This is a genomic window from Flavobacterium sp. TS_SC_5 (assembly GCF_056156265.1).
Genome location: NZ_CM149588.1, coordinates 2,504,336 through 2,526,112, shown reverse-complemented (window position 1 = coordinate 2,526,112; position 21,777 = coordinate 2,504,336). Strand labels below are relative to the sequence as shown.

Sequence of the window (21,777 nt, the reverse complement as noted above, 5' to 3'; positions counted from 1 at the left end):
AGGTAGTACTATTTATTAAGGTTTTCTATAATCCATTTATCTACTGGAATTTTTCTTTCAACATATTCTGAATACTCTTTGTAATTAACTAAATCAATGTATAAAACATAATAATTTTTTCCGTCTGCAGATACTTTAAAATTTTTATAATCATCATAGTTTTCATCAGCTCCATTTGGATATTTATTACATAATTCAAAAGTTTTTATTTTATAAAAAGAATCAAATTCCGATGGTTTTTCGACAATTTCAAAAAACAACTTTTTATCAGAACAATTAAAGCCATTAATCTTGATGATTTGATTTTTTCTTTTTTCAAAAAAAGCTAGAATTTCTTGTTCTTTTTTATTGTATTTGAATTGATAGGGAATGAATTGATGCTCTTTTGTTTCTATATCTTTCGGATGATTTCGTTTTGAAATTGTTTTAATTTCTTTTCCATTCCTGTCAACAAAACCCCAAACACCTCCAACTAAAGGTGGATGTTCTTCATCTTTGGCGGTGTCCCAATTACAGCCATTGCAATATTGTGCAAACCCAAAACCCAAAGGTGAGATATAATCATATTGGGCTGAAATGATTTTATTTCCAAGTCTGTTAGCTAATCCAGATTTTCCATTTTCTTCGTAAAGAATATATCCTTCATGAAAATCACTATTTCCCAATGCAGCTAGTGCAGTTTTGAATAAGTAATTTCCTTTTCTGTCAAAATATAAATCTCCTCTATTCTTAAAACTCAATAAGAAAATACTAGATTTGATTTCAATACTATCATTATAAGCAACTGTTTCCCAAGTCACATCAGCAGAAACAATTATTTTTCCATCTTGATTTTTGACACCTAGAAGACTATCTTTTTCAATATAATAGAATAACTTTTCAGTTTGTGAAAAGGTTAAATGAGAAATCAAAAGCAATAAGAAAATGCAAATTTTTTTCATAATAAATCAATTGAGGTATTGGGTTCGATCTGTTGATGTTTTTCTATTTGTTAACGCAAAAAAATATTTTTACAAAAGATAAAATTTAATTTAAAGGTATTAAAATTGAGGTAATTATTCTCAAACTAAAAAACCGAAATCAACTTTTTAAAATTTTAGTTTGATATCAAAAATAGCTATTGCTAACTACATTGTTATTTAGTTCATATCTGTGTATTTTTTTCGTATTTTTGCAAAAATTTTATAAAATAAACATTCATGTTAACAGTAAATAATTTATCAGTTCAGTTTGGCAAACGAATTTTGTTTGACGAAGTAAATACTACCTTCACACACGGTAATATCTATGGCGTTATCGGAGCCAATGGCGCTGGAAAATCTACTTTTCTTAAAATAATTGCAGGTGAAATGGACCCAACTTCGGGAAATATTCATTTGGAACCAGGAAAACGTATGTCGGTTTTAAACCAAAACCACAATATGTTTGACGAAAGCACCGTATTGGAGACCGTTATGATGGGAAATAAAACCCTTTATGCGATCAAAAAAGAAATGGATGCTTTGTATTTAGATTACAATGACTCAAATGCAGACAGAATAGGCGAGTTACAAGTGCAATTTGAAGAAATGAATGGGTGGAATGCAGATTCTGATGCAGCATCAATGTTGTCAAATCTTGGCATTACCGAGGAACATCATTACACTTTAATGGGAGATTTGGAAGGAAAAATAAAAGTTCGTGTCCTTTTGGCACAGGCGCTTTTTGGAAATCCGGATTTACTTATTATGGATGAGCCTACCAATGATCTGGATTTTGAAACCATTGCGTGGTTAGAAAATTTCTTGGCTAACTATGAAAATACCGTAATTGTAGTTTCTCACGACAGACACTTTTTAGATTCTGTTTGTACGCATATTTCGGATATTGATTTCAGTAAAATAAATCACTATTCAGGAAATTACACCTTTTGGTATGAATCAAGCCAATTAGCGGCGAAACAACGCGCACAACAAAATAAGAAAGCAGAAGAAAAGAAACAGGAATTAGAAGAATTTATTCGTCGTTTTAGTGCGAATGTAGCCAAATCAAAACAAGCTACTTCGCGTAAAAAAATGATTAGCAAGTTGAATATTTCCGAGATAAAACCATCAAGTCGTCGTTACCCTGCCATTATTTTTGACCAAGAGCGCGAAGCAGGAGATCAAATTTTGAATGTGCAGAATTTAAGCGCTTCCATAGATGGAGAAATTTTGTTTAAAGGAGTAGATTTGAATATGGCCAAAGGCGATAAAATCGTTCTATTCTCGAAAGATTCGCGCGCAACAACTGCATTTTATGAAATATTAAACGCAAATCAAACCGCAGATTCAGGAACTTTTGATTGGGGAGTTACAACAAACCAAGCCTATTTGCCGGGTGATAATCATTCATTTTTTGAAAGTGATTATTCTCTTGTAGATTGGTTGCGCCAATGGGTAAAAACGGAAGAAGAGCGTGATGAGGTAAACATTCGTAGTTTCCTTGGGAAAATGATTTTCTCCGGTGAGGAAGCGTTGAAAACCTGTAGAGTTTTATCAGGAGGAGAAAAAGTGCGTTGTATGTTGTCTCGAATGATGATGGAAAGAGCCAATGTTTTAATGCTTGACGAACCTACAAATCACTTGGATTTGGAATCGATTACAGCTTTTAATAACTCATTAAAAAACTATAAAGGTTCTGTGATTTTCACCACACACGATCATGAATTTGCTCAAACCGTTGGAAATAGAGTTGTCGAATTGACACCAAATGGCGCTATTGATAGATATATGACTTTTGATGAATACTTGGATAACGAAGGTGTTCAGGAATTAAGAGCTAAAATGTACACCATATAAAAAATGATTTGTATAAAATAGAAAATCTCCCGCAATAGTGGGAGATTTTTTTTGAAGAGGTTTCAAATATTGGTTTGAAAGTAATGTTGTTTACTTTCTACCAAAAATTTTGCTGATGATAAATATTATTATGGCTATCACTGCAACAACTATAAATATACCAACACCTACACCGGCTTTAAATATTCCTTCTATTATTGAACAACTTGAAAATGAAATTAATACTATAAAAAGCATCAATAATCTGGTGAGTCTTTTTTGCATGATCTTTTTCTTTAATTAGAAATATAAAATTACTAAATAGGAGTACTTATTTGTTATATAATTTCTACAGTTTATTATAAAATTTCTCAATAGTTTTAAAAAAAATCACAAAATATAACTTTATAAATATTTTTTAAACGACTATTTATGTAAAAAAATATATTTTTGAATTTTATTATTTCTATGCAAACCAAGCTATCAATATGACTAACATAACTTTAAATTTAAAATCTCCAAGAATAGAAGTGGTAGATGCCTTACGTGGTTTTGCCATTATGTCTATTATGCTACTTCATAATGTTGAACATTTTGAATATTATCATTTGCCTGAAAATTTTCCTGCTTGGCTTGTCATTATGGATAAAATAGTTTGGGACTCAATGTTTTTCATTTTTGGAGGAAAATCATATGCCATTTTTGCGCTTCTTTTTGGGTTTAGTTTTTACATTCAAAATGATAATCAAGCTAAAAAAGGAAATGATTTCCGGGGGCGATTTTTTTGGCGTATGATGCTATTATTAATTTTCGGACTTATAAATACTGCATTTTATCAAGGAGATATTCTGACCTTATATGCTTTTCTTGGCCTTTTATTAATACCAGTTGTCAACTGGAGTAACAAAGCCGTTTTTATTACGGCTGTTATATTGATGCTGCAACCTTTAGAATGGGCAAGATGTATTTATTATATGCTGAATCCAGATTATGTAGCACCACCTAACGTATCAACTGGGTATTATGAAGGTATTGCTCTTTATATGAAAAATGGTTCTTTTCTAGATTATGTAGTAGGAAACTTGACGTTAGGAAAAATTGCTTCCCTGTTGTGGTCATGGGAAAATGGAAGATTTTTTCAGGCTCCGGCATTATTCTTATTTGGAATGTTGCTGGGTCGAAAACAGCTTTTTGACACAACCGATGCAAACCAACAGTTTTGGAAAAAAGTATTACTATATTCAAGTATTTTATTTATACCATTATTTGTTTTAAAAACTCATACGGTAGATGTTATAGGAAGAGTAACATTATCAAATAAACTCACCATTATATTTGCTTCTTGGTCAAACGTAGCATTTATGTTAGTTCTCGTTTCAGGATTTATTTTATTGTATCAAAAGGGATCTGTTAATAAAGTATTTTCTAAGCTGATTCCTTTTGGAAAAATGAGTTTGACTAATTATATCATGCAATCCATGATTGGTTCCTTTATTTATTACCGATACGGATTAGGGCTTTTTGAATATACAGGTGCAACGTATTGTTTATTGATAGGTATTGTATTATTTATTATCCAATTGTTATTTTGTACCTGGTGGCTTAAAACCCATAAACAAGGACCTTTAGAAACGATTTGGCATAAAGCTACATGGATTTCATGGGGTAAATAATAAATGACTCTATTTTCTCTCTTTTTAATTACAAAATCATAAATCGGAATTCGTATATTTGCCAAACCAAACCACACAATTACTATGAGTCAAAAAGTATTACTTACTGCAAAAGAAGTTACTATCATACTACATCGTTTGGCCTGTCAATTAATTGAAAAGCACTTAGATTTTTCAAATACAATATTAGTTGGAATTCAACCAAGAGGTGTTTTTTTGGCAGAGCGTTTAAAAGAAATTTTAGAAAAAGAATATCAAACTCCTGAAATTCAGTTAGGTTATCTGGATATTACCTTTTTTAGGGATGATTTTAGAAGAACCGATAAGCCATTAGAAGCTAATAAAACCAAGATTAATTTTATCGTAGAAAATAAGAAAGTCATTTTCATAGATGATGTTTTGTTCACCGGACGAAGCATTCGATCTGCGTTGACTGCTATACAATCTTTTGGACGACCTTCGGAAATTGAACTTCTGGTTCTTATAGACAGACGTTTCAGTCGCAACTTACCCATTCAACCAGATTATAGAGGAAGGCAAGTAGACGCAATCAATAATGAAAAAGTAAAAGTAAGCTGGAAAGAAAATGAGGGTGAAGATGGCGTGTATTTAATTACAACTTAGATTGCATTCAAACGCTAACTATTAAAAACTATAATCGTAAACCAAGATGAAAGAATTAAGCGTAAATCATTTATTAGGCATAAAATATATCAACAAGAATGATATTGACCTGATTTTTGAAACTGCTGATCATTTTAAAGAAGTCATCAACCGACCTATTAAGAAAGTGCCTTCGTTACGAGATATTACCATTGCCAATATCTTCTTCGAGAACAGTACCAGAACAAAACTCTCTTTTGAATTAGCACAAAAACGTTTATCAGCGGATGTTATTAGTTTTTCGGCAGCGCAATCTTCTGTCAAAAAAGGAGAAACATTAATTGATACTGTAAATAATATCCTTTCGATGAAAGTAGATATGGTAGTGATGCGACATGCGAATCCGGGAGCTGCTTATTTTCTGTCTAAAAACGTAAAAGCCAGTATCGTCAATGCGGGAGATGGTGCACATGAGCATCCTACACAAGCGTTGTTAGACAGTTATTCGATTAGAGAAAAACTAGGTGAAGTAGCTGGTAAGAAAGTTGTTATTGTAGGCGATGTTTTGCACTCCAGAGTCGCTCTATCCAATATTTATGCTTTGCAAATGCAAGGCGCTGAGGTCAAAGTTTGCGGACCTAAAACACTTATTCCAAGATATATTGAATCGCTTGGTGTTACCGTGGAACCTGATTTAAGAAAAGCATTAGAATGGTGTGATGTTGCGAATATGTTACGCGTGCAAAATGAACGCATGGATGTTAATTATTTCCCGTCCACACGGGAATATGCACAACAATATGGAGTAGATAAACCGCTTTTGGATTCTCTTAATAAAGAAATTATAATTATGCACCCCGGACCCATTAATCGCGGAGTAGAAATTACAAGTGAAGTAGCTGATTCCAATCAATCCGTGATTTTAAACCAGGTAGAAAATGGTGTAGCAATCCGAATGGCAGTTATTTATCTTTTAGCTTCAAAAATTCAATAAACTAATTTAAAACTTTGTAAATTAGCTACTTATAAACAACACTGCCACAAAGCAGTCTTTGAAATTTAACACAATGAAAGTAGATCAAAAAGGACATACGATAACAATTAGGGATACTCAGGGTGATTTTACTTCTTTTTTAATGAAGGTTACCCATCAATACAAAACTTTCGAAAAACACAATATCATAATTGATCTTTTGATGCATAGCGATTTGTCTACAAATGATATTAAGTCATTTATGCCATTATCAAAACAGCATAAAAAAGCTAAAAAGTCGTTTGTTATCGTTACTTCTGATTTTGATTATAATGCTGTTCCTGCTAAATTAACTGTGGTTCCTTCATTATTGGAAGCGCATGATATTATAGAAATGGAAGAGATTGAAAGAGATTTAGGCTTTTAAATGAGTTTATTCGGTTACTTGTTTAACCGCCAGATTTATTTAACCAAATATGCATAACCGATTAAACAGTTAAACAAATAACCGAATAAATTAAAATTGAAACTAACAATCCTTGGTTGCTATGCCGCAACACCCCGAACATTTACCAATCCTACTTCACAGATTTTAGAAATAAAAAACAGACTTTTTTTAATTGATTGCGGGGAAGGAACCCAAGTGCAATTGCGCAAGAATAAAATCCGCTTTTCTAAAATAAACCATATTTTCATTTCCCATTTACACGGAGATCACTTTTTTGGATTAGTCGGTTTAGTATCCACATTTACTTTACTGAACAGAACTACGGATTTACATATTTATGGTCCAAAGGGCATCAAAGAAATTATCAAATTGCAATTGCGATTGTCCAATTCCTGGACGAATTATGGTTTGTTTTTCCATGAATTGGAATCTTTGGAAAGCGAAATTATTTTCGAAGACGAAAAGGTTTTAGTGAAAACCATTCCTTTGAAACATCGTGTGTATACGAATGGATTTTTGTTCCAAGAAAAAATTGGAGACCGAAAACTGAATTTGGATGCCGTTCAGAATTATGAAATAGAGAGTTGTTATTACCAAAAAATAAAAAACGGAAAAGACATCACGCTGGAAGACGGAAGAATAATTGAAAACGAAAAATTGACATTTGATCCTGTTCCGGCAAAGAATTACGCATTTTGTTCGGATACAGTTTACAATGAAGCGATGCTTCCAATTATAGAAAATATAGATGTGTTGTACCATGAATCTACTTTCCTGCAATCTGAGGAAAATCTAGCTAAAAAAACATTACATTCTACTGCCAAAGAAGCGGCGACAATTGCTTTGAAAGCCAATGCTAAACAATTAATTTTAGGACATTATTCCACGCGATATGAAAATATCGAATTATTTAAAGAAGAAGCGGAAACTATTTTTCCCGAAGTACTCTTGGCTGATGACGGAAAAAGCTTTGAGTTTTAAACCAAAGAAAAAACAATTTTAAGTATCCAAGAGCTGCTGGATTTTTCGATAATGTAAATCGAATTGTGCAGCAATCAACATTTTTAAAATAAAAATTATGAATGACTTAAGTAATTACAGAAAATCATACGAGAAGAGTGAATTATTGGAATCTACTATCCCAGAAGACCCAATAAATTTGTTTAACCGATGGTTTCATGAAGTAGAAGACTTTGGAGGTGACAGTGAAGTTAATGCGATGACAGTCGCTACAATAGGCTTAGATGGTTTTCCAAAATCTCGAGTTGTCTTGTTGAAAAAGTTTACGGAAGAAGGTTTTATTTTTTATACTAATTATAATTCAGAAAAGGGTAAGGCCATCACAGCAAATCCGAACGTTTGCCTGTCTTTTTTTTGGCACACAATGGAGCGTCAGGTTATAATCAAAGGAATTGCAAAAAGAACTTCGGAAATAACTTCTGACAGTTATTTCGAATCCAGACCTGATGGCAGTAAATTAGGAGCAATTGTGTCCAATCAAAGTGAAGTGGTGCCTTCCAGAGACTATTTGGAGGAAAACTTAAAACAGTTGGAAAAAGATTTTGAAAGCATGGTAATTCCAAGACCCAATCACTGGGGCGGATTTTTAGTAACTCCTTTAGAGGTAGAGTTTTGGCAAGGAAGACCCAATCGATTGCATGACAGAATTCGTTATACAAGTCAACAAGATTATTCTTGGAAAACGGAACGTTTGTCTCCATAATCAAATATGTAAAAACATATTTTAATTAATTTACAAATGTGTTTTGCAAAAATTATAATTACCTCGCATGATTAAAAGGCAAGGTTTTCCCTATTCATAAAACGCTATTTTTATTTAAATTTTCATACAAAACGCTGTTTATCTAGCAAATGAAGTAATAACAATACGTACTATATTAAAATTTAAAAATCAGAATTTCTGAATAAAATCAGATTCTAAAAAAAAATAGGTGTTCTGATAAATACTTATAATTTACATGTCTTTACATTACAGAAAATTTTATAAGAGAAAGTCAATATTTTTTATGATAAAGCACAAAAAATACTGATTTTTTTTATTCGGAAAATACATCTTTATGAATTGTAATTTGCTTAACATTAAAGTGCCAATCAAAAAAATCCTGACAGAATAATACCTGTCAGGATTGCAATATTAATTTTCTTTAAAACAAACCACCAACCAAATTGAAAAGAAACTAATATTATAGTATTGATTTAAAACTCAAAGTAACTTTTTTAAACTATTGTAAACTGCTAATTCTACATCAGCATTCTTTTTAGAATTACATTGTAACAATAAATTATTCATTATGGCTGGATTTACAGTTTGCTTTTTCTCGATAACGAGTAAAAGTTGTTCTGAAATATCACTTAAACTTTTAGACAAAGGTAAAAGCGGTTGCATTAATGGAGCATTAGCACTTAAACTAATTAAGTCTGCATTCATCGCAATCCATTTTTTTAAATAATTAGTTACAACAGTTTGATTTTCTGAGCTTTTATTCTCTAAATATTTGTTTACCGCTGTATCAAAATCAAAAACATCTAATGCATCTGCTGTACATGCATCAGCAAATAAAGTGAAAGGAGAATACATGCGATATTTTATTCCATGACTATTACGAGTATATAATTTCAATGGTTCACAAACATTTGAAAAATCATTTAGTGAATTAGTTTGTTGATTGTTACTAATGTTTCTTAAAATTACTTCCTTATTCCTTACATGTGTAATTCCAAGTTCTTCTAATCTAAAAGAAACCGTTTTTAGTCTTTTATAAAGGCTATTCATATCGATAACATTTTCATTAGACCATAATCGTTCCGCAATAGCAGCTGTTCTAGGCCAAATTCTTGAATCTATGTTTAAAGGAGTTGCAAGTTCGCTCCACATAGCTGCTTCTCCACCTAGAATCCTTGCTTTTTCTTCAGGAGAGAGAATGCTGTTTTTGGGGATTGGATCATTTAGATAATGACTTTCTACACCTAACATCAAATCAATGTAATAGCCATTTGACAAAACTGTTTTGAAATCATTTTTTGCGGCTTTGATTAATGAACCACCTGCTGAAAGCCCTTCATTAGTTCCTCTCCAGGCATGGATAATGGCATCTTTAGACATATTATCAGTCATTATTTCTTCCCATCCCATTAATTTTTTGCCATGCTTTTTTAACATAGGCACTAACTGCATGGTGAAATACGTTTGCAAATCATGATTGTTTGCTAATTTATTTTTCTTCTTAAATTCTTGTATTTTAGGATTTGCATCCCATTCTTTTCCATTGTTTTCATCGCCACCAATATGAAAATAATCACCCAGGAATAAAGGACAAACTTCATCAAAAATTTCACTCAACAATTGATATGTTTTGGGATTTATTGGATCTAATGTTGCATCAAAAATTCCGGATCTTCTTTCGATTGCATAATTTGCAATTGTAGCACTTTGTTGTTTACTTTCAACTGAATTAGATTTTAAATCAACCACTTTGCTGCCTAATTCTGGATATGCCGTTAGCATTGCAGATGCATGTCCCGGAACATCAATTTCCGGAACTACTAGAATTCCTCTATCTCCGGCATATTTTACAATATTCTTGATTTCTTCTTGAGTGTAGAACTCTCCGTCTGAAGCCATTTGTGTAAGCTTTGGATGGTTTTTCATTTCTATTCGCCATCCTTGATCATCTACTAAATGCCAATGAAAAACGTTCATTTTCATTGAAGCCATAGCATCCAGATTTCTTTTGATAACATCAACAGGCTGAAAATGCCTTGCAGCATCTATCATCAATCCTCTCCATGTAAACCGTGGTAAATCTGTAATTTCAATTGTTGGGAAATTATATGATTTACTATTATTTTGCAATAATTGCAATAATGTTTCCAAACCATGTAAAGCTCCTAAATCAGTTGTAGCATTAATTTTTATTTTATTAGATTCAATACTAAGTTGGTAACTTTCATCTTCATATAATCCTATTTTTCCGTTGCGAACACAATTAATTTGCAATTCAGCTTCTGGATTTTCGTTAATTTTTGTTGAAAAACCTTGTTCAAAAAACAAACCCGTTCTACCGTCTAATCTTCGCAAGAAGTTAGTTGCTCCTACAAATATTCGAGGGTTTGGATTACCGGTAATATTTACTTTAAATCCTTGGCTTAAAGCAAAAGAACCTGCAGTTAAATTTATATTTTGTGGCCATGGCATAAGATCTAATTGTTCTTTATATATTTGAGCATTAGAAACAAAAGCAGAGAATAATAGGATTAGAATGAATTTCATGTTTTTTATCCGTTTTTTTAAAGGTATTTTTTAATAGTCGAAACGCTTAAAAGCTTCAATAGCTTCATATTCAGCAAGACCTAAATCGTCGTATAGTTTTGCCGTGCTCTTATTACGGTCTTCGGCTCTTACCCAAAATTCTCTAGAGTCGTTCCCTTGAAACATCACTCTGTCTTTTTGAGATTGGTGGTATAAAATAGCATGTCTTTTGAGTAAAACCTCATCAGGACTTAATGGCACAGCCATATCAATTTCGTGAATATCCCATTCATGCCAAGCACCTCGGTATAGCCATAACCAACAGTCATTCATGTATGGCTGTGCTTTTAATGCGGCCATAGCGGTAAAAATAGCATTCAGACAAACTTCATGGGTACCATGAGGATCAGCAAGATCTCCGGCAGCAAAAACTTGATGTGGTTTAATTTTAGCAATAATATCTTGAACAATAGCAATATCTTCTGGGCCTAAAGGGTTTTTCTTTACTTGTCCTGTTTCATAAAATGGTAAATCTAAAAAATGAGTGTTTTCATCTTTTAATCCAATATATCTTGTAGCAGCATAAGACTCTCTGCGTCTAATCAATCCTTTCAATTTTCTAACCTCAACCGAGTCAACTTCATTTTCTGTTTTATTATTTAAAAAATCAATAACTGCTTGAAAATTAATTATAGTTTTATCATCTCCAACAAAATCGTTACAAACTTCGGCAAATTTAAGTGCTTCGTCATCTGTAACTGCAATGTTTCCAGAGGTTTGATAAACTACATGGACATCATGTCCTTGTTTTATTAATTTCGAAAAAGTTCCTCCCATAGAAATCACGTCATCATCAGGATGCGGGCTAAAAAGGATTATTCTTTTCTTATCAGGATTAGCCCTTTCCGGTCTATGAGAATCATCAGTATTAGGTTTACCTCCTGGCCATCCGGTTATAGTGTGCTGCAATACATTGAACATATTTATATTCAAGTCATAAGCAGATCCTTCTAATGCTAAAAGATCAGACATTCCGTTATTATTGTAATCTCTGTCAGTCAATTTTAAAATCGATTGATTGGTACTTTGACACAGCCAAACAATCGCTTTGCTTTTTAATTCTTGAGTCCAAATACACTCACCAACTAACCACGGTGTTTTGAAACGGGTTAATTCTGAAGCTGCCGATTGATCTAAAACGAAAGTGGCATTAGTATGATTTTGCAAAAATGTAGCTGGAACTTCAGAGCTAATATCCCCTTGAATCGTTCTTTTTATTATATCGGCTTTATTTTGCCCCCAAGCCATTAATACAATTCTTTTAGACCTAAGAATCGTAGAAACTCCCATAGTAACGGCTCTTTTAGGAACATTGTCAATCCCATTAAAATCTGATGAAGCATCGACTCTTGTAATATGATCCAAAGTAATTATTCGAGTACCTGAGTTGATATGAGATCCCGGTTCATTGAACCCAACGTGACCCGTACGACCAATACCTAATAATTGAAAATCAAGTCCGCCAGCATTTTTAATATTCATTTCATAATCAATGCAATATTGATTCAGCTCTTCAATGGCTATAGTTCCGTCTGGAATATGTACGTTTTCACGCTTAATATCAATATGATTAAAAAGATGCTGGTGCATAAAATAATGATAACTCTGATTGTTCTCTTTAGTCATTGGATAGTATTCATCCAAATTAAAAGTAACTACATTTCTAAAACTTAGTCCGTCTTCTTTATGCATTCGAACCAATTCTTCATACACTTTTATAGGTGAAGACCCCGTAGCTAAACCAAGAACACAAAATTTATTTTTCTCTTGCTTGGATCTAATTAATTCAGCAATTTCTTGAGCTACAATTAGGGAAGCTTCTTTTGAGTTTTTGAAAATTTCGTTGTGAATTTTTTCAAATCTAGTTTCTTCAAATTTACCGGCACTTTTATAGCTAATATCTGGTTTAATTTCTAAAGCACTTTTCATTTTATTTTATTTTATTTATTAGATTTAATTACCTTTGTGATATTGAGTATATTACAAATACAAACTATTGATTTATTCTTTATACAAAAACTTATTTAAATTATTCTTCATATGTTTTTTATAAACTAAAAAAATATTTTTTGAAAGAATCTATTGATTTTAGCTCTTTTTGCTTAATATATGGTATAAAGCTAACTAAAACGTTTTTTCTGAAAAAATAAAATATACCAACAGTCAAAAAATTTAAACAAACGACATGATTTATTCAATAATGCGTTTCTAAAAATATGCCTTATTTTATAGCGCTGATTTTAAATTCTTTAATAGAGACTCATTTATTAAAAAAATCTCATATAAAAAATGGCGTAAATAATAGGAATTACTTACACCATTTCTATTTTCAATCTATACTTATCTTTTTAGAAGTTAGGTCCGGTAGTATCCCACCAAAGTCTAGTTCCTCCAGTATCAGCTCCACCAAGTTTTGTTAGTCCTGTCGCTACACCACCTGCATTTCCATCTTTTTCAGACTGTACAAAGTTTACCCTTCTTACCCCTAAATTAGAATCAATTTTACCTCCACTTGTGTTTTTAAGAACCGGTAATAATTTTGGATATCCTGTTCTTCTATATTCTGACCAAGCTTCTTGTCCTTCCGGGAAACCTGCAATCCATTTTTGAGTAATAATTTTTTGCAACTTCACTTCATTTGTGGCAGCAACATCCCAAGCAACAGTCACATTATTTAATGCTGCACCATTATTTGACGGAAAATTAGGATCTACATACGCTTTTGCTGTTTTCATATTATCAGCAATGTAAGCTGTAGCCCCTGAAACTCCGTGTTGATCGAAAGAGGCTGTTATACCCATTTCATACAAACTTTGAGCTGTTCCACCCATATTCCAACCTCTTAAAGCTCCTTCAGCTCTTAATAAATATACTTCGGCTGTATTCATCAAAACAATCTCTTTTGAATTAACAATTGGACCAATCGCTGAAAAATCAACATGATCAGCTTTAGCAGCAATTTCTATTCCAGTACGAACTCCTTTGAACTGACCAGGAAATTGAACTGATGTATTAAAGAAAATCGGCAACCTTGGATCAGCATAACCACCCATTATTGATTCCATATCTGCTGACATACGAATGTCTCCCCATGCTGTGCTAATTGTAGCAATTGGATTGTTGTATGTAGGAGATACTACTTTGAAAGTATCAGCATTTACAGTCATAACTCCATATTTTTGAGTAATGGCTTTTTCTGCTTCCGCTTTCGCCAAAGTTGGATTCTTTTTAACGATACGCATGGCTAATCTTATACGTAATGAATTAGCAAATTTAACCCATTGTTTATAATCTCCTTTATAAGATGAAAGATCAGTAGTTACAAATGTAGAAGTTTCATTTGCATCTACTCTTTTTGTTAATTCAGCAACTGCAACATCTAATTCTTTGAACATTTGATTGTAAACTTCGTCTTGAGAATCATAAGCAATTACCGGATCAGTAGTTCCAAATTTTGAATATACAATAGGTCCATATGTGTCCGTTATCCTATGCATTCCTTCAACTTTCAAAATCAAAGAAAGCGCATAAAACTGATCGTATTTCCCTTTTGCTTTTTGTTCTACATTGTAGGCATTAAACATTACATCTCCATAAGCGGATCCCCAAGCAAAACCATTCCAACCGTCTACAAGATCATAAGTAGTGTTGTTTGTTCCTCCTCTAAATGCAGTCCCTGTAGCCATATAACCTGACCAAATATCTCCTTGTAATCCTTGTTGGACTTGGTATTTCCATTCTGGCGTAAGAACTATTATATTATTGAACATTGGCCCAAATGAACCTTTTATATGATTAAAATCTTGTTCTAATAATTCTTGGGTAATACCGTTTGGATTAGTATTTATTTCTTCAAAATTATCTGTACAACTCACTGCAGCAAGCAAGGAAATACAAATAGCTGTTCTTTTTATATTATTTAATTTCATGATTTTTTGATTAGAAAGTTACGTTTAAATTAAGACCGATACTTTTTGTAGATGGCATTCCGTAAACATCAATACCTTGCAAACCTTCCCCTGTGCTTAATGAAATATTAGGATCAAATGGAGCATCTTTATAAATAAAACCTAAATTTCTGGCAATTAATGACAAACTGGCTGTTTGTAAGAAAGGTAATCTTTTAGTATTAAAAGTATACCCTATTGAAACTTCTCTTAAACTTACATTGGTAGCATTATAAACATATTCTCCTGTTGCTCCTGCTCTACCGCCTGTTTGTTTGTAATAACTTTCTGCTGGATATTTTCCTGCAAAAGCAGAACCATCAGGATAAACTGCATTAATAGCAACTCCACCATCATTTCTAGCATCTCCTGTAGCTTTTGAAACTCCAAATTCGTCATTTATAGCTTCAGTTAAACTCATTAGGTTACCACCAAATCTTCCATCGATAAGTACATTTGCAAAGAAAGAACCAAATTTAAATGAGTTAGAAAAACCTAACATAAAGTCTGGATTAGAATTTCCTACTTCTTCAAAATCTGTTTTTTGAATTGTTCCGTCAGCATTTAATAGCACTCTGCCTTGAGCATCTCTTTTTATATTTACACCTTCGATAACACCATAGGGTTTACCTTGATCTAAAACGTAACGGTAGTTATTCACTCCAGCTTCAGTCAAAATTACTTTTCCTCCTAGTTCAGCGGGAATTTCCTTAACTGTATTTTTATTTTGAGAATAATTTACCGTTGCATCCCAAGAGAACTTATCGGTTTTAACAATTTTTCCGGTAACAACAGCTTCAAAACCTATGTTTTTAATACTACCTGCATTAATACCATAGTATTTTACACCAAGCGGATTCGTTAGTGGAGCAAGAATTTGTAAATATTGATGTTTAGTTTCTGAGTTATAATAAGATAATTCGAATCCAAGTCTGTTATTAAACATTTTCCATTCTGTACCAATTTCAACTTCTGATTTTAATTCTGGACGCAATGAAGTTCCAGGTTTTGGAGCAGCAATAGCGGGCTTATTACCTTCTGAAGTAAAACCATTAGTTGGAGAAGTAACAAAAGGAAAAATATCATTCCCTACTTGTGCATACGTTGCACGAACTTTTCCGTAATTAATAAAATCCGGCAAAGTTGTCATTTCGCTAATAATAGCAGTTACACCCACAGAAGGATAAAAGAAACCAGAATTATTTGTATTTACTAATGTAGAAGACCAGTCGTTTCTTGCTGCAAGATCTAAAAATAACATGTCTTTATATCCAAAAGTAGTAGATGCAAAAACAGATTGTACTTCTTTCGAAGAATCTAACGTTTGTAAATTTCCTGCATTATTCACAAAGTTACCCAATGTAAACCAGTTTGCAATTTGTAAACCTCCGCCAATACCCGAATCCAAAGATGTTCTTTGATTTCCAATTGTATTGGTAATGCTTGTTCCTATGTTAGCATTAAAACTAAAATCTTCATTGAATTTAGTATTTATTGTAGCAATCAAATCACCATAGCGTTGCGTGCTTAAAGTATTCACGTTTATGTATCTTCCGTTTGTGTGAGATAAGGTACCTTGTGTAGTGGCATATATCTTTTTATCAAAACCACTTTCTACACGATTATAACTATATCTTGAAGCAACATTTAACCAATTATTTACTTTGTAATCTAAAGCAATCGATCCGTTAAAAAATTGATTAGTATCTTCTGACTTATTTCTATTGATTCCCCAATATGGATTTTGAAGAATGTCCCTATTAGTCATCCAGTTTTGAACCATCATATTTCTTGAAGGATCAAAAACTTCGTAGTTCTCTTTGTAGGCATTAAAATCATTTCCTCTTGGCATCAAATAAACGCCGGTCAAGGGATTAAAATACAGTCCGTTTACAGGTCTATTGATAACTTTTTGAGTAGTATAATTTGCATTAGCGGCAACACTCAATTTATCATTGAAAAATTTTGCTGTTTGACGAATCCCAAAATTATTTTTCTTTAAACCACTTCCCGGTATAATTCCAGATCCACTTGTGTTAGCATAAGATAAAGTAGTAGATGATATTGCTGAAGCCGAAGAAAAAGCCAATGAAGTAATTTGTGTGTTTCCAGTATCAAAGAAATCTTTCACATGGTCATTAGAAGCTCCTTTTGCTCCCCAAGTTTCTTCGCCTCCTACTACAGCAACATATTCATTTTGAAATTTTGGCAAATATGCCGCCGACTCAAAAGTAGTTACTGACGAAGCTTTAAGATTTGATTTTCCTTCTTTTGCTTTTTTAGAAGAAAGTAAAATTACTCCATTTGCACCTTGACTTCCGTACAATACAGATGCAGCAGCGCCTTTAAGAACTATCATCCCTTCATAATCATCTGGATTAATAAGAGACACAACGTCTCCTCCATCACGGTTTCCACCTGCAGTATCTCCAAAAGCACTATTAGGTTGTCCTGAAGTTCCATTAAACAGAGGAATACCATCAATTACATAAAGCGGTTGGTTGTTACTCACGGAAGAATTCCCTCTGATAACCACTTTTGTAGAACCACCTGTACCACCAGCACTTTTTGTCACGGCAACACCCGCAATTTTACCCGCAATTGTATTAATGATATTTGCATCTTTAACACGAGTTAATTCCTCTCCTTTTAATTCTTGAGCGGCATACGTTAATGATTTCCTGGTTTTCTTGATACCAAGAGAAGTTACCACTACTTCAGTAAGTGCTGTAGAAGCAGCCTCTTTCAATTGTACTTTAATAGCACTATCCTCACCGACTAGAACTTTTTGGGTTTCTGAGCCAAGGTAAGAAATCACCAAGGTCTTTCCTTTTTGCACTTGAATAGAGAAATTACCGTCAAAATCGGTAATGGTTCCTTTTGATTCTCCTTGTACTGTAATGGATGCCCCAGGCAATGGTAAACCGACAGCATCGGTCACTGAACCTTTGACAGTTTTTACTTGTGCAAGCATAACTTGCGAAGTAAAAATAATCATAAAGATTAAGATAATTTGTTTCATTTTGAAAGGTTTTTGTTAGTTATGGGGTAAATTTATCTTTAAGGGTATTCTAAAAAAAATAATTTATACCAACTGTACTTTATTTTAAACCAACGACATAATTTTGTCAACAATACGTTTTTCAAGCACACATTTATGCATTTTTTCTACCTGTATTCTATTTTTTTATATTTTTATTTAAAAAAGGTGTTTTTTATTGTCAAATTGATTAAAGTTGTAAAAAATTAAGAACCCCTATTTTAATGCATCAATCATTAATTATTAAGTAAAAAAAGTGCGTAAAAAAAAAGAAATAAAATTCGATATCAGACTTCAAAACCATCTTTGGTTTTGGGGATTGTTTTTTTTAATGAACTTCCTTCGATGGGGTGCTTATTTTAATGATTATGGATATTCATTAAAATCTAATATTTTAGAATTTTCACTTCACATTCCATTAGTATATTTCAATCTATATTTCCTTATACCTCGTTATGTATTAACTTCAAAATATTATAAATATAGTTTAGGCTTACTATTGAGTTTAATGGTGATTTATTTATTGAAAACTGAATTAACCTATTATATTATTTCCGAAGATACTTGGCCAGAAGCAAACAGAGAATACAAACCTTTTGATTTGAATCATATTGTAGCTGTATGCATTGGTGAAATTTATGTGCTTGCAATGGCATCTTCAGTATATTTAACTTTAATCTGGCTTAAGGAAAGGGAACGAAATAGAGCTATAAAAGAAAATCAATCTAAAATTGAATTGAAATATTTGAAAAATCAAATTCAGCCTCATTTCTTCTTTAATACTTTAAATAATTTGTACGCTTTAACGCTTGAATCCTCTGAAAAAGTTCCAGATGTGATTATAAAGCTTTCAAAATTGATGGAATATGTTCTATACGATATTGAAGGAACTAAATTTGTTCCTTTGATAAATGAAATTAATTATATTCAGAATTATATTGAAATCGAAAAACTTCGTTTTGAAAACGTAGAAGTAGCCATTAATATAGATTCTAATATTGATGAAATTAAAGTTCCACCTTTACTTTTTATATCTCTTGTTAAAAATGCGTTTAAACATGGTGGCATAAATAATGGCAATCTTAAAATAAAGATTACCTGTAAAGTCATTAATGGAACTGTCTTGAGTTTTGAAATTCTGAATAATTTTGTACTTTCACAGCATACAAAAACAAAAAAAGGTATTGGTCTAATAAACACTAAGAAGCGGTTGAAATTAATTTTCAAAAACCAATACACTTTCGAACATAAAGTAAAGTTTAATTATTATATCATCTCTTTGCAAATACCTATTCATAATGAAGATTAAATGTGTTTTAGTAGATGATGAACCATTAGCTATAAAAGTCCTTCAGAATTATTTTACCAATTTTGCGGATTTTGAAATTATTGGCACGTTTAGCAATGCTCTGGAAGCCCTGGAGTTTATCAATAACAATAGTGTAGATGCCTTATTTCTCGACATCAACATGCCTATGATGACAGGTTTTGAATTGATCCGATTAATAGAGTATAAAACTAAAATTGTAATCACCACTGCCTTTAGGGAATTTGCTGCCGAAAGCTATGAATTAGACGTTTTAGACTATTTAGTAAAGCCAATCCCATTACCCCGATTTATTAAATGCATCAATAGGATTTCAACAGAAATCAATTTAAAGAATAATATTAAAACGGAGATGCATCGAATCGAACCCCATATTTTTATCAAAGTAGATAAAAAAATGGTAAAAATAACAATAGATGAAATTCTGTTTATCGAAGGAATGAAAGAATACATAAAGGTTGTGACTATTGACAAAACCTATATTACACACAAATCATTAACTTCTTTATCTGAGGAACTACCATTGGATCGATTTGCAAGAATTCATAAATCATACACTATTGCTATTGACAAAATAAAATCTATTGAGGGGAACCGAATCCAAATGCTTTCTTACACTTTACCCATAGGACGAAATTACAGTAAAGATGTAAAAAGTAAAATTTTAGAATAAAAGTGTTTTCAATATTTTATTTGAAATTGCAAAAAATCTAAAAAAAAGCATCTTTTTTTAACAAAAATTGGTTATTCTACAATTCTAATAATATTTTGTCGATATTATTTTTTTTTAATTTACTTAACAAATATATTTACGGTCTTACAACAATAAAAAGTATTTAACACTAATCATTAACCCATTTATACTTATGAATTCAGAACAAACAAAGTCTAATAATTCCGCGCTTTATACGCTCATAACCGTATTTTTCTTTTGGGGTTTTATTGGAGCTTCAAACGGGATTTTTATTCCATTTTGCAAAGCTAAATTTGGCTTAGACCAATTTCAAAGTCAACTAATCGATTTTGCTTTTTATGGTGCTTATTACATCGGTGCTTTATTGCTTTTCATTTTTAGTAGTATTGCCAAAAAAGATATTCTTAACGGTTGGGGATTCAAAAAAGGAATTATTTACGGATTATTGGTCAGCACATTTGGAGCTGTACTTATGATAATTGCGGTAACACAAGGAAGTTATTTGTTTATTCTAGGCGCATTGTTTATTGTTGCACTTGGCTTTTCACTACAACAAACATCGGCTCAGCCTTTTGCAGCATCTCTTGGTGAACCGCATTCAGCATCAAGCAGATTGAATCTTGCAGGAGGAATTAATTCATTGGGAACCACGATAGGACCAATAGTTGTCTCTATCGCTTTATTTGGAGTTATTGCAGGTGTAAATATTGAAGAATTTGCTCAAAAACCAGATTCATTAGATTCAATGAGAATTCTGTATGTATTTGTGGGAGGACTATTTTTATTAGCAGCAGCGTTGTTCCATTTTTCTAAAAAATTACCCGCTGGAAAAAGTGATTCTACTTTTGAAACGGCTAACAAAGCAATGCAAACCTTAATTGCAATCACTGTAATTTTGGTTGCTATTTTTGCATATATCTTTTCTCGTTATGAAGACGCTGAATTTATCACTCGTTTTATAGAGAATAAAGAAAAAGATTATTTAGGATTAGCCTTAACAGTTTCTACACTTTTGGTAGTTGTTATTGGTTTATTCTTCGCAAATACAACAGCTCAAAAAAACCCGGAAGGATGGGGAGCCATGAAATACCCGCAATTAGTTTTGGGAATGTTAGCCCTTTTCGCTTACGTGGGTGTCGAAGTAACTATAGGAAGTAACCTTGGTGAATTATTGGTAACCGCTGATTTTGGTTCTATTTCTGGGCCAGCCTTAGCGCCTTACATGTCTATGTATTGGGGAAGTTTAATGATCGGGCGTTGGGCAGGAGCCATTACGGTTTTCAATCCATCATCACAATTAAAGAAAATTTTACTTATCGTTATTCCTTACATAGCTTTTGGAGTAGTTTTAGCTGCTAACGCCATTTCTGGACAAGACGTAACGCCTTTGTATGCGTACGCATTTGTAATTTTGTTTCAAATCGCTGGTTTCTTCTTAGGAAAAGACCAACCATCAAGAACACTTATGATTTTTGGATTAATGGGAATGACAGCCATGCTTATTGGTTTATTCACTACAGGAACGATTGCAATTTTTGCTTTCATGAGCGGTGGATTATTCTTAAGTATTATGTGGCCTTCTATTTTCTCATTGGCAATTGCAGGTTTAGGAAAATACACCTCTCAAGGTTCGGCCTTCTTGGTAATGATGATCCTTGGTGGTGGAATTATACCGCCATTACAAGGAAAAATAGCAGATATTATCGGTATCCATGCTTCTTACTTTATTCCAGTTTTATGTTTCGCATTCATCGCATTCTACGGTTGGAAAGTAATTGGAATTCTAGAAAAACAAGGAATCGGAAAAGAAATAGAAGTTGGTGGAGCACACTAATTTCAACACAAACTAACCAAAACCAAACCAATAAAAAAACTCCCATTTTGCTTAGCATAATGGGAGTTTTTATTTATTCCGAAATCTGAAATCAAAAATCGCTAATCTTA

16 protein-coding genes are annotated in these 21,777 nt (G+C 32.4%); 11 read left to right on the top strand and 5 right to left on the bottom strand.

Translation table 11 applies throughout. From position 1 onward, the window contains the following. Positions 1 to 8: 8 nt before the first annotated feature. Positions 9 to 941 (bottom strand): WG repeat-containing protein, encoded by a 933-nt coding sequence (locus AC0J6S_RS11005; protein WP_474953853.1) that lies wholly within the window; start codon positions 939 to 941, stop codon positions 9 to 11. Positions 942 to 1,199: 258 nt separating this feature from the next. Here AC0J6S_RS11005 and AC0J6S_RS11000 point away from each other — a divergent pair, with 258 nt between their 5' ends. From AC0J6S_RS11000 to pdxH, 8 genes are all read left to right on the top strand, one after another. Further along, positions 1,200 to 2,819: an ABC-F family ATP-binding cassette domain-containing protein gene (locus AC0J6S_RS11000; protein ID WP_091168562.1), complete on the top strand. Its 1,620-nt coding sequence runs from the start codon at positions 1,200 to 1,202 to the stop codon at positions 2,817 to 2,819. A 115-nt stretch (positions 2,820 to 2,934) separates the two neighbouring features. Next, complete coding sequence (locus AC0J6S_RS10995; protein WP_474953852.1) at positions 2,935 to 3,102, top strand: hypothetical protein; 168 nt, start codon at positions 2,935 to 2,937, stop codon at positions 3,100 to 3,102. A gap of 184 nt (positions 3,103 to 3,286) precedes the next feature. Then, on the top strand, positions 3,287 to 4,471 hold the full coding sequence (locus AC0J6S_RS10990; protein WP_474953851.1) for a DUF418 domain-containing protein: 1,185 nt from the start codon (positions 3,287 to 3,289) through the stop codon (positions 4,469 to 4,471). Between the two features lie 84 nt (positions 4,472 to 4,555). Continuing rightward, a complete protein-coding gene (gene pyrR / locus AC0J6S_RS10985) occupies positions 4,556 to 5,095 on the top strand; it encodes a bifunctional pyr operon transcriptional regulator/uracil phosphoribosyltransferase PyrR (protein WP_474953850.1) in 540 nt (179 codons plus the stop codon). A gap of 46 nt (positions 5,096 to 5,141) precedes the next feature. After that, positions 5,142 to 6,068: an aspartate carbamoyltransferase catalytic subunit gene (locus AC0J6S_RS10980; protein ID WP_474953849.1), complete on the top strand. Its 927-nt coding sequence runs from the start codon at positions 5,142 to 5,144 to the stop codon at positions 6,066 to 6,068. A 73-nt stretch (positions 6,069 to 6,141) separates the two neighbouring features. Then, positions 6,142 to 6,474 carry a ribonuclease Z gene (locus AC0J6S_RS10975; protein WP_474953848.1) on the top strand — a complete coding sequence of 111 codons (333 nt, stop codon included), beginning with the start codon at positions 6,142 to 6,144 and terminating at the stop codon, positions 6,472 to 6,474. A 96-nt stretch (positions 6,475 to 6,570) separates the two neighbouring features. Further along, entirely contained in the window at positions 6,571 to 7,476 is a 906-nt protein-coding gene (locus tag AC0J6S_RS10970; RefSeq protein ID WP_474953847.1) for a ribonuclease Z, read from the top strand. A gap of 97 nt (positions 7,477 to 7,573) precedes the next feature. Then, positions 7,574 to 8,218 carry a pyridoxamine 5'-phosphate oxidase gene (pdxH, locus tag AC0J6S_RS10965; protein ID WP_474953846.1) on the top strand — a complete coding sequence of 215 codons (645 nt, stop codon included), beginning with the start codon at positions 7,574 to 7,576 and terminating at the stop codon, positions 8,216 to 8,218. 501 nt (positions 8,219 to 8,719) lie between these two features. Here the strand turns inward: pdxH and AC0J6S_RS10960 are convergent. The 4 genes from AC0J6S_RS10960 to AC0J6S_RS10945 form a co-directional block, all read right to left on the bottom strand. Continuing rightward, positions 8,720 to 10,786 carry a beta-N-acetylhexosaminidase gene (locus AC0J6S_RS10960; protein WP_474953845.1) on the bottom strand — a complete coding sequence of 689 codons (2,067 nt, stop codon included), beginning with the start codon at positions 10,784 to 10,786 and terminating at the stop codon, positions 8,720 to 8,722. A gap of 30 nt (positions 10,787 to 10,816) precedes the next feature. Further along, complete coding sequence (gene nagB, locus AC0J6S_RS10955) at positions 10,817 to 12,754, bottom strand: glucosamine-6-phosphate deaminase (RefSeq protein ID WP_474953844.1); 1,938 nt, start codon at positions 12,752 to 12,754, stop codon at positions 10,817 to 10,819. Positions 12,755 to 13,173: 419 nt separating this feature from the next. Next, positions 13,174 to 14,754, bottom strand: coding sequence for a RagB/SusD family nutrient uptake outer membrane protein (locus AC0J6S_RS10950; protein WP_474953843.1), 1,581 nt, complete (start codon positions 14,752 to 14,754; stop codon positions 13,174 to 13,176). Positions 14,755 to 14,764: 10 nt separating this feature from the next. Next, positions 14,765 to 17,794 carry a SusC/RagA family TonB-linked outer membrane protein gene (locus AC0J6S_RS10945; RefSeq protein ID WP_474953842.1) on the bottom strand — a complete coding sequence of 1,010 codons (3,030 nt, stop codon included), beginning with the start codon at positions 17,792 to 17,794 and terminating at the stop codon, positions 14,765 to 14,767. Between the two features lie 274 nt (positions 17,795 to 18,068). On the opposite strand from AC0J6S_RS10945, the gene AC0J6S_RS10940 reads away from it, so the two are divergent. From AC0J6S_RS10940 to AC0J6S_RS10930, 3 genes are all read left to right on the top strand, one after another. Continuing rightward, positions 18,069 to 19,121 (top strand): sensor histidine kinase, encoded by a 1,053-nt coding sequence (locus AC0J6S_RS10940; RefSeq protein WP_474953841.1) that lies wholly within the window; start codon positions 18,069 to 18,071, stop codon positions 19,119 to 19,121. Next, positions 19,111 to 19,812, top strand: coding sequence for a LytR/AlgR family response regulator transcription factor (locus AC0J6S_RS10935; RefSeq protein WP_474953840.1), 702 nt, complete (start codon positions 19,111 to 19,113; stop codon positions 19,810 to 19,812). The genes AC0J6S_RS10940 and AC0J6S_RS10935 overlap by 11 nt, the downstream gene beginning before the upstream one ends. A gap of 193 nt (positions 19,813 to 20,005) precedes the next feature. Then, positions 20,006 to 21,667, top strand: a complete 1,662-nt coding sequence (locus AC0J6S_RS10930) for an MFS transporter (RefSeq protein WP_474953839.1) — start codon at positions 20,006 to 20,008, stop codon at positions 21,665 to 21,667. Positions 21,668 to 21,777: the final 110 nt, after the last annotated feature.

Excerpts from the sequence above, each read along its gene's own strand:
- AC0J6S_RS11005 (WP_474953853.1), bottom strand. The coding sequence starts at position 941 with ATGAAAAAAATTTGCATTTTCTTATTGCTTTTGATTTCTCATTTAACC.
- AC0J6S_RS11000 (WP_091168562.1), top strand. The coding sequence starts at position 1,200 with ATGTTAACAGTAAATAATTTATCAGTTCAGTTTGGCAAACGAATTTTG.
- AC0J6S_RS10995 (WP_474953852.1), top strand. The coding sequence starts at position 2,935 with ATGATAAATATTATTATGGCTATCACTGCAACAACTATAAATATACCA.
- AC0J6S_RS10990 (WP_474953851.1), top strand. The coding sequence starts at position 3,287 with ATGACTAACATAACTTTAAATTTAAAATCTCCAAGAATAGAAGTGGTA.
- pyrR (WP_474953850.1), top strand. The coding sequence starts at position 4,556 with ATGAGTCAAAAAGTATTACTTACTGCAAAAGAAGTTACTATCATACTA.
- AC0J6S_RS10980 (WP_474953849.1), top strand. The coding sequence starts at position 5,142 with ATGAAAGAATTAAGCGTAAATCATTTATTAGGCATAAAATATATCAAC.
- AC0J6S_RS10975 (WP_474953848.1), top strand. The coding sequence starts at position 6,142 with ATGAAAGTAGATCAAAAAGGACATACGATAACAATTAGGGATACTCAG.
- pdxH (WP_474953846.1), top strand. The coding sequence starts at position 7,574 with ATGAATGACTTAAGTAATTACAGAAAATCATACGAGAAGAGTGAATTA.
- AC0J6S_RS10960 (WP_474953845.1), bottom strand. The coding sequence starts at position 10,786 with ATGAAATTCATTCTAATCCTATTATTCTCTGCTTTTGTTTCTAATGCT.
- nagB (WP_474953844.1), bottom strand. The coding sequence starts at position 12,754 with ATGAAAAGTGCTTTAGAAATTAAACCAGATATTAGCTATAAAAGTGCC.
- AC0J6S_RS10950 (WP_474953843.1), bottom strand. The coding sequence starts at position 14,754 with ATGAAATTAAATAATATAAAAAGAACAGCTATTTGTATTTCCTTGCTT.
- AC0J6S_RS10945 (WP_474953842.1), bottom strand. The coding sequence starts at position 17,794 with ATGAAACAAATTATCTTAATCTTTATGATTATTTTTACTTCGCAAGTT.
- AC0J6S_RS10935 (WP_474953840.1), top strand. The coding sequence starts at position 19,111 with ATGAAGATTAAATGTGTTTTAGTAGATGATGAACCATTAGCTATAAAA.
- AC0J6S_RS10930 (WP_474953839.1), top strand. The coding sequence starts at position 20,006 with ATGAATTCAGAACAAACAAAGTCTAATAATTCCGCGCTTTATACGCTC.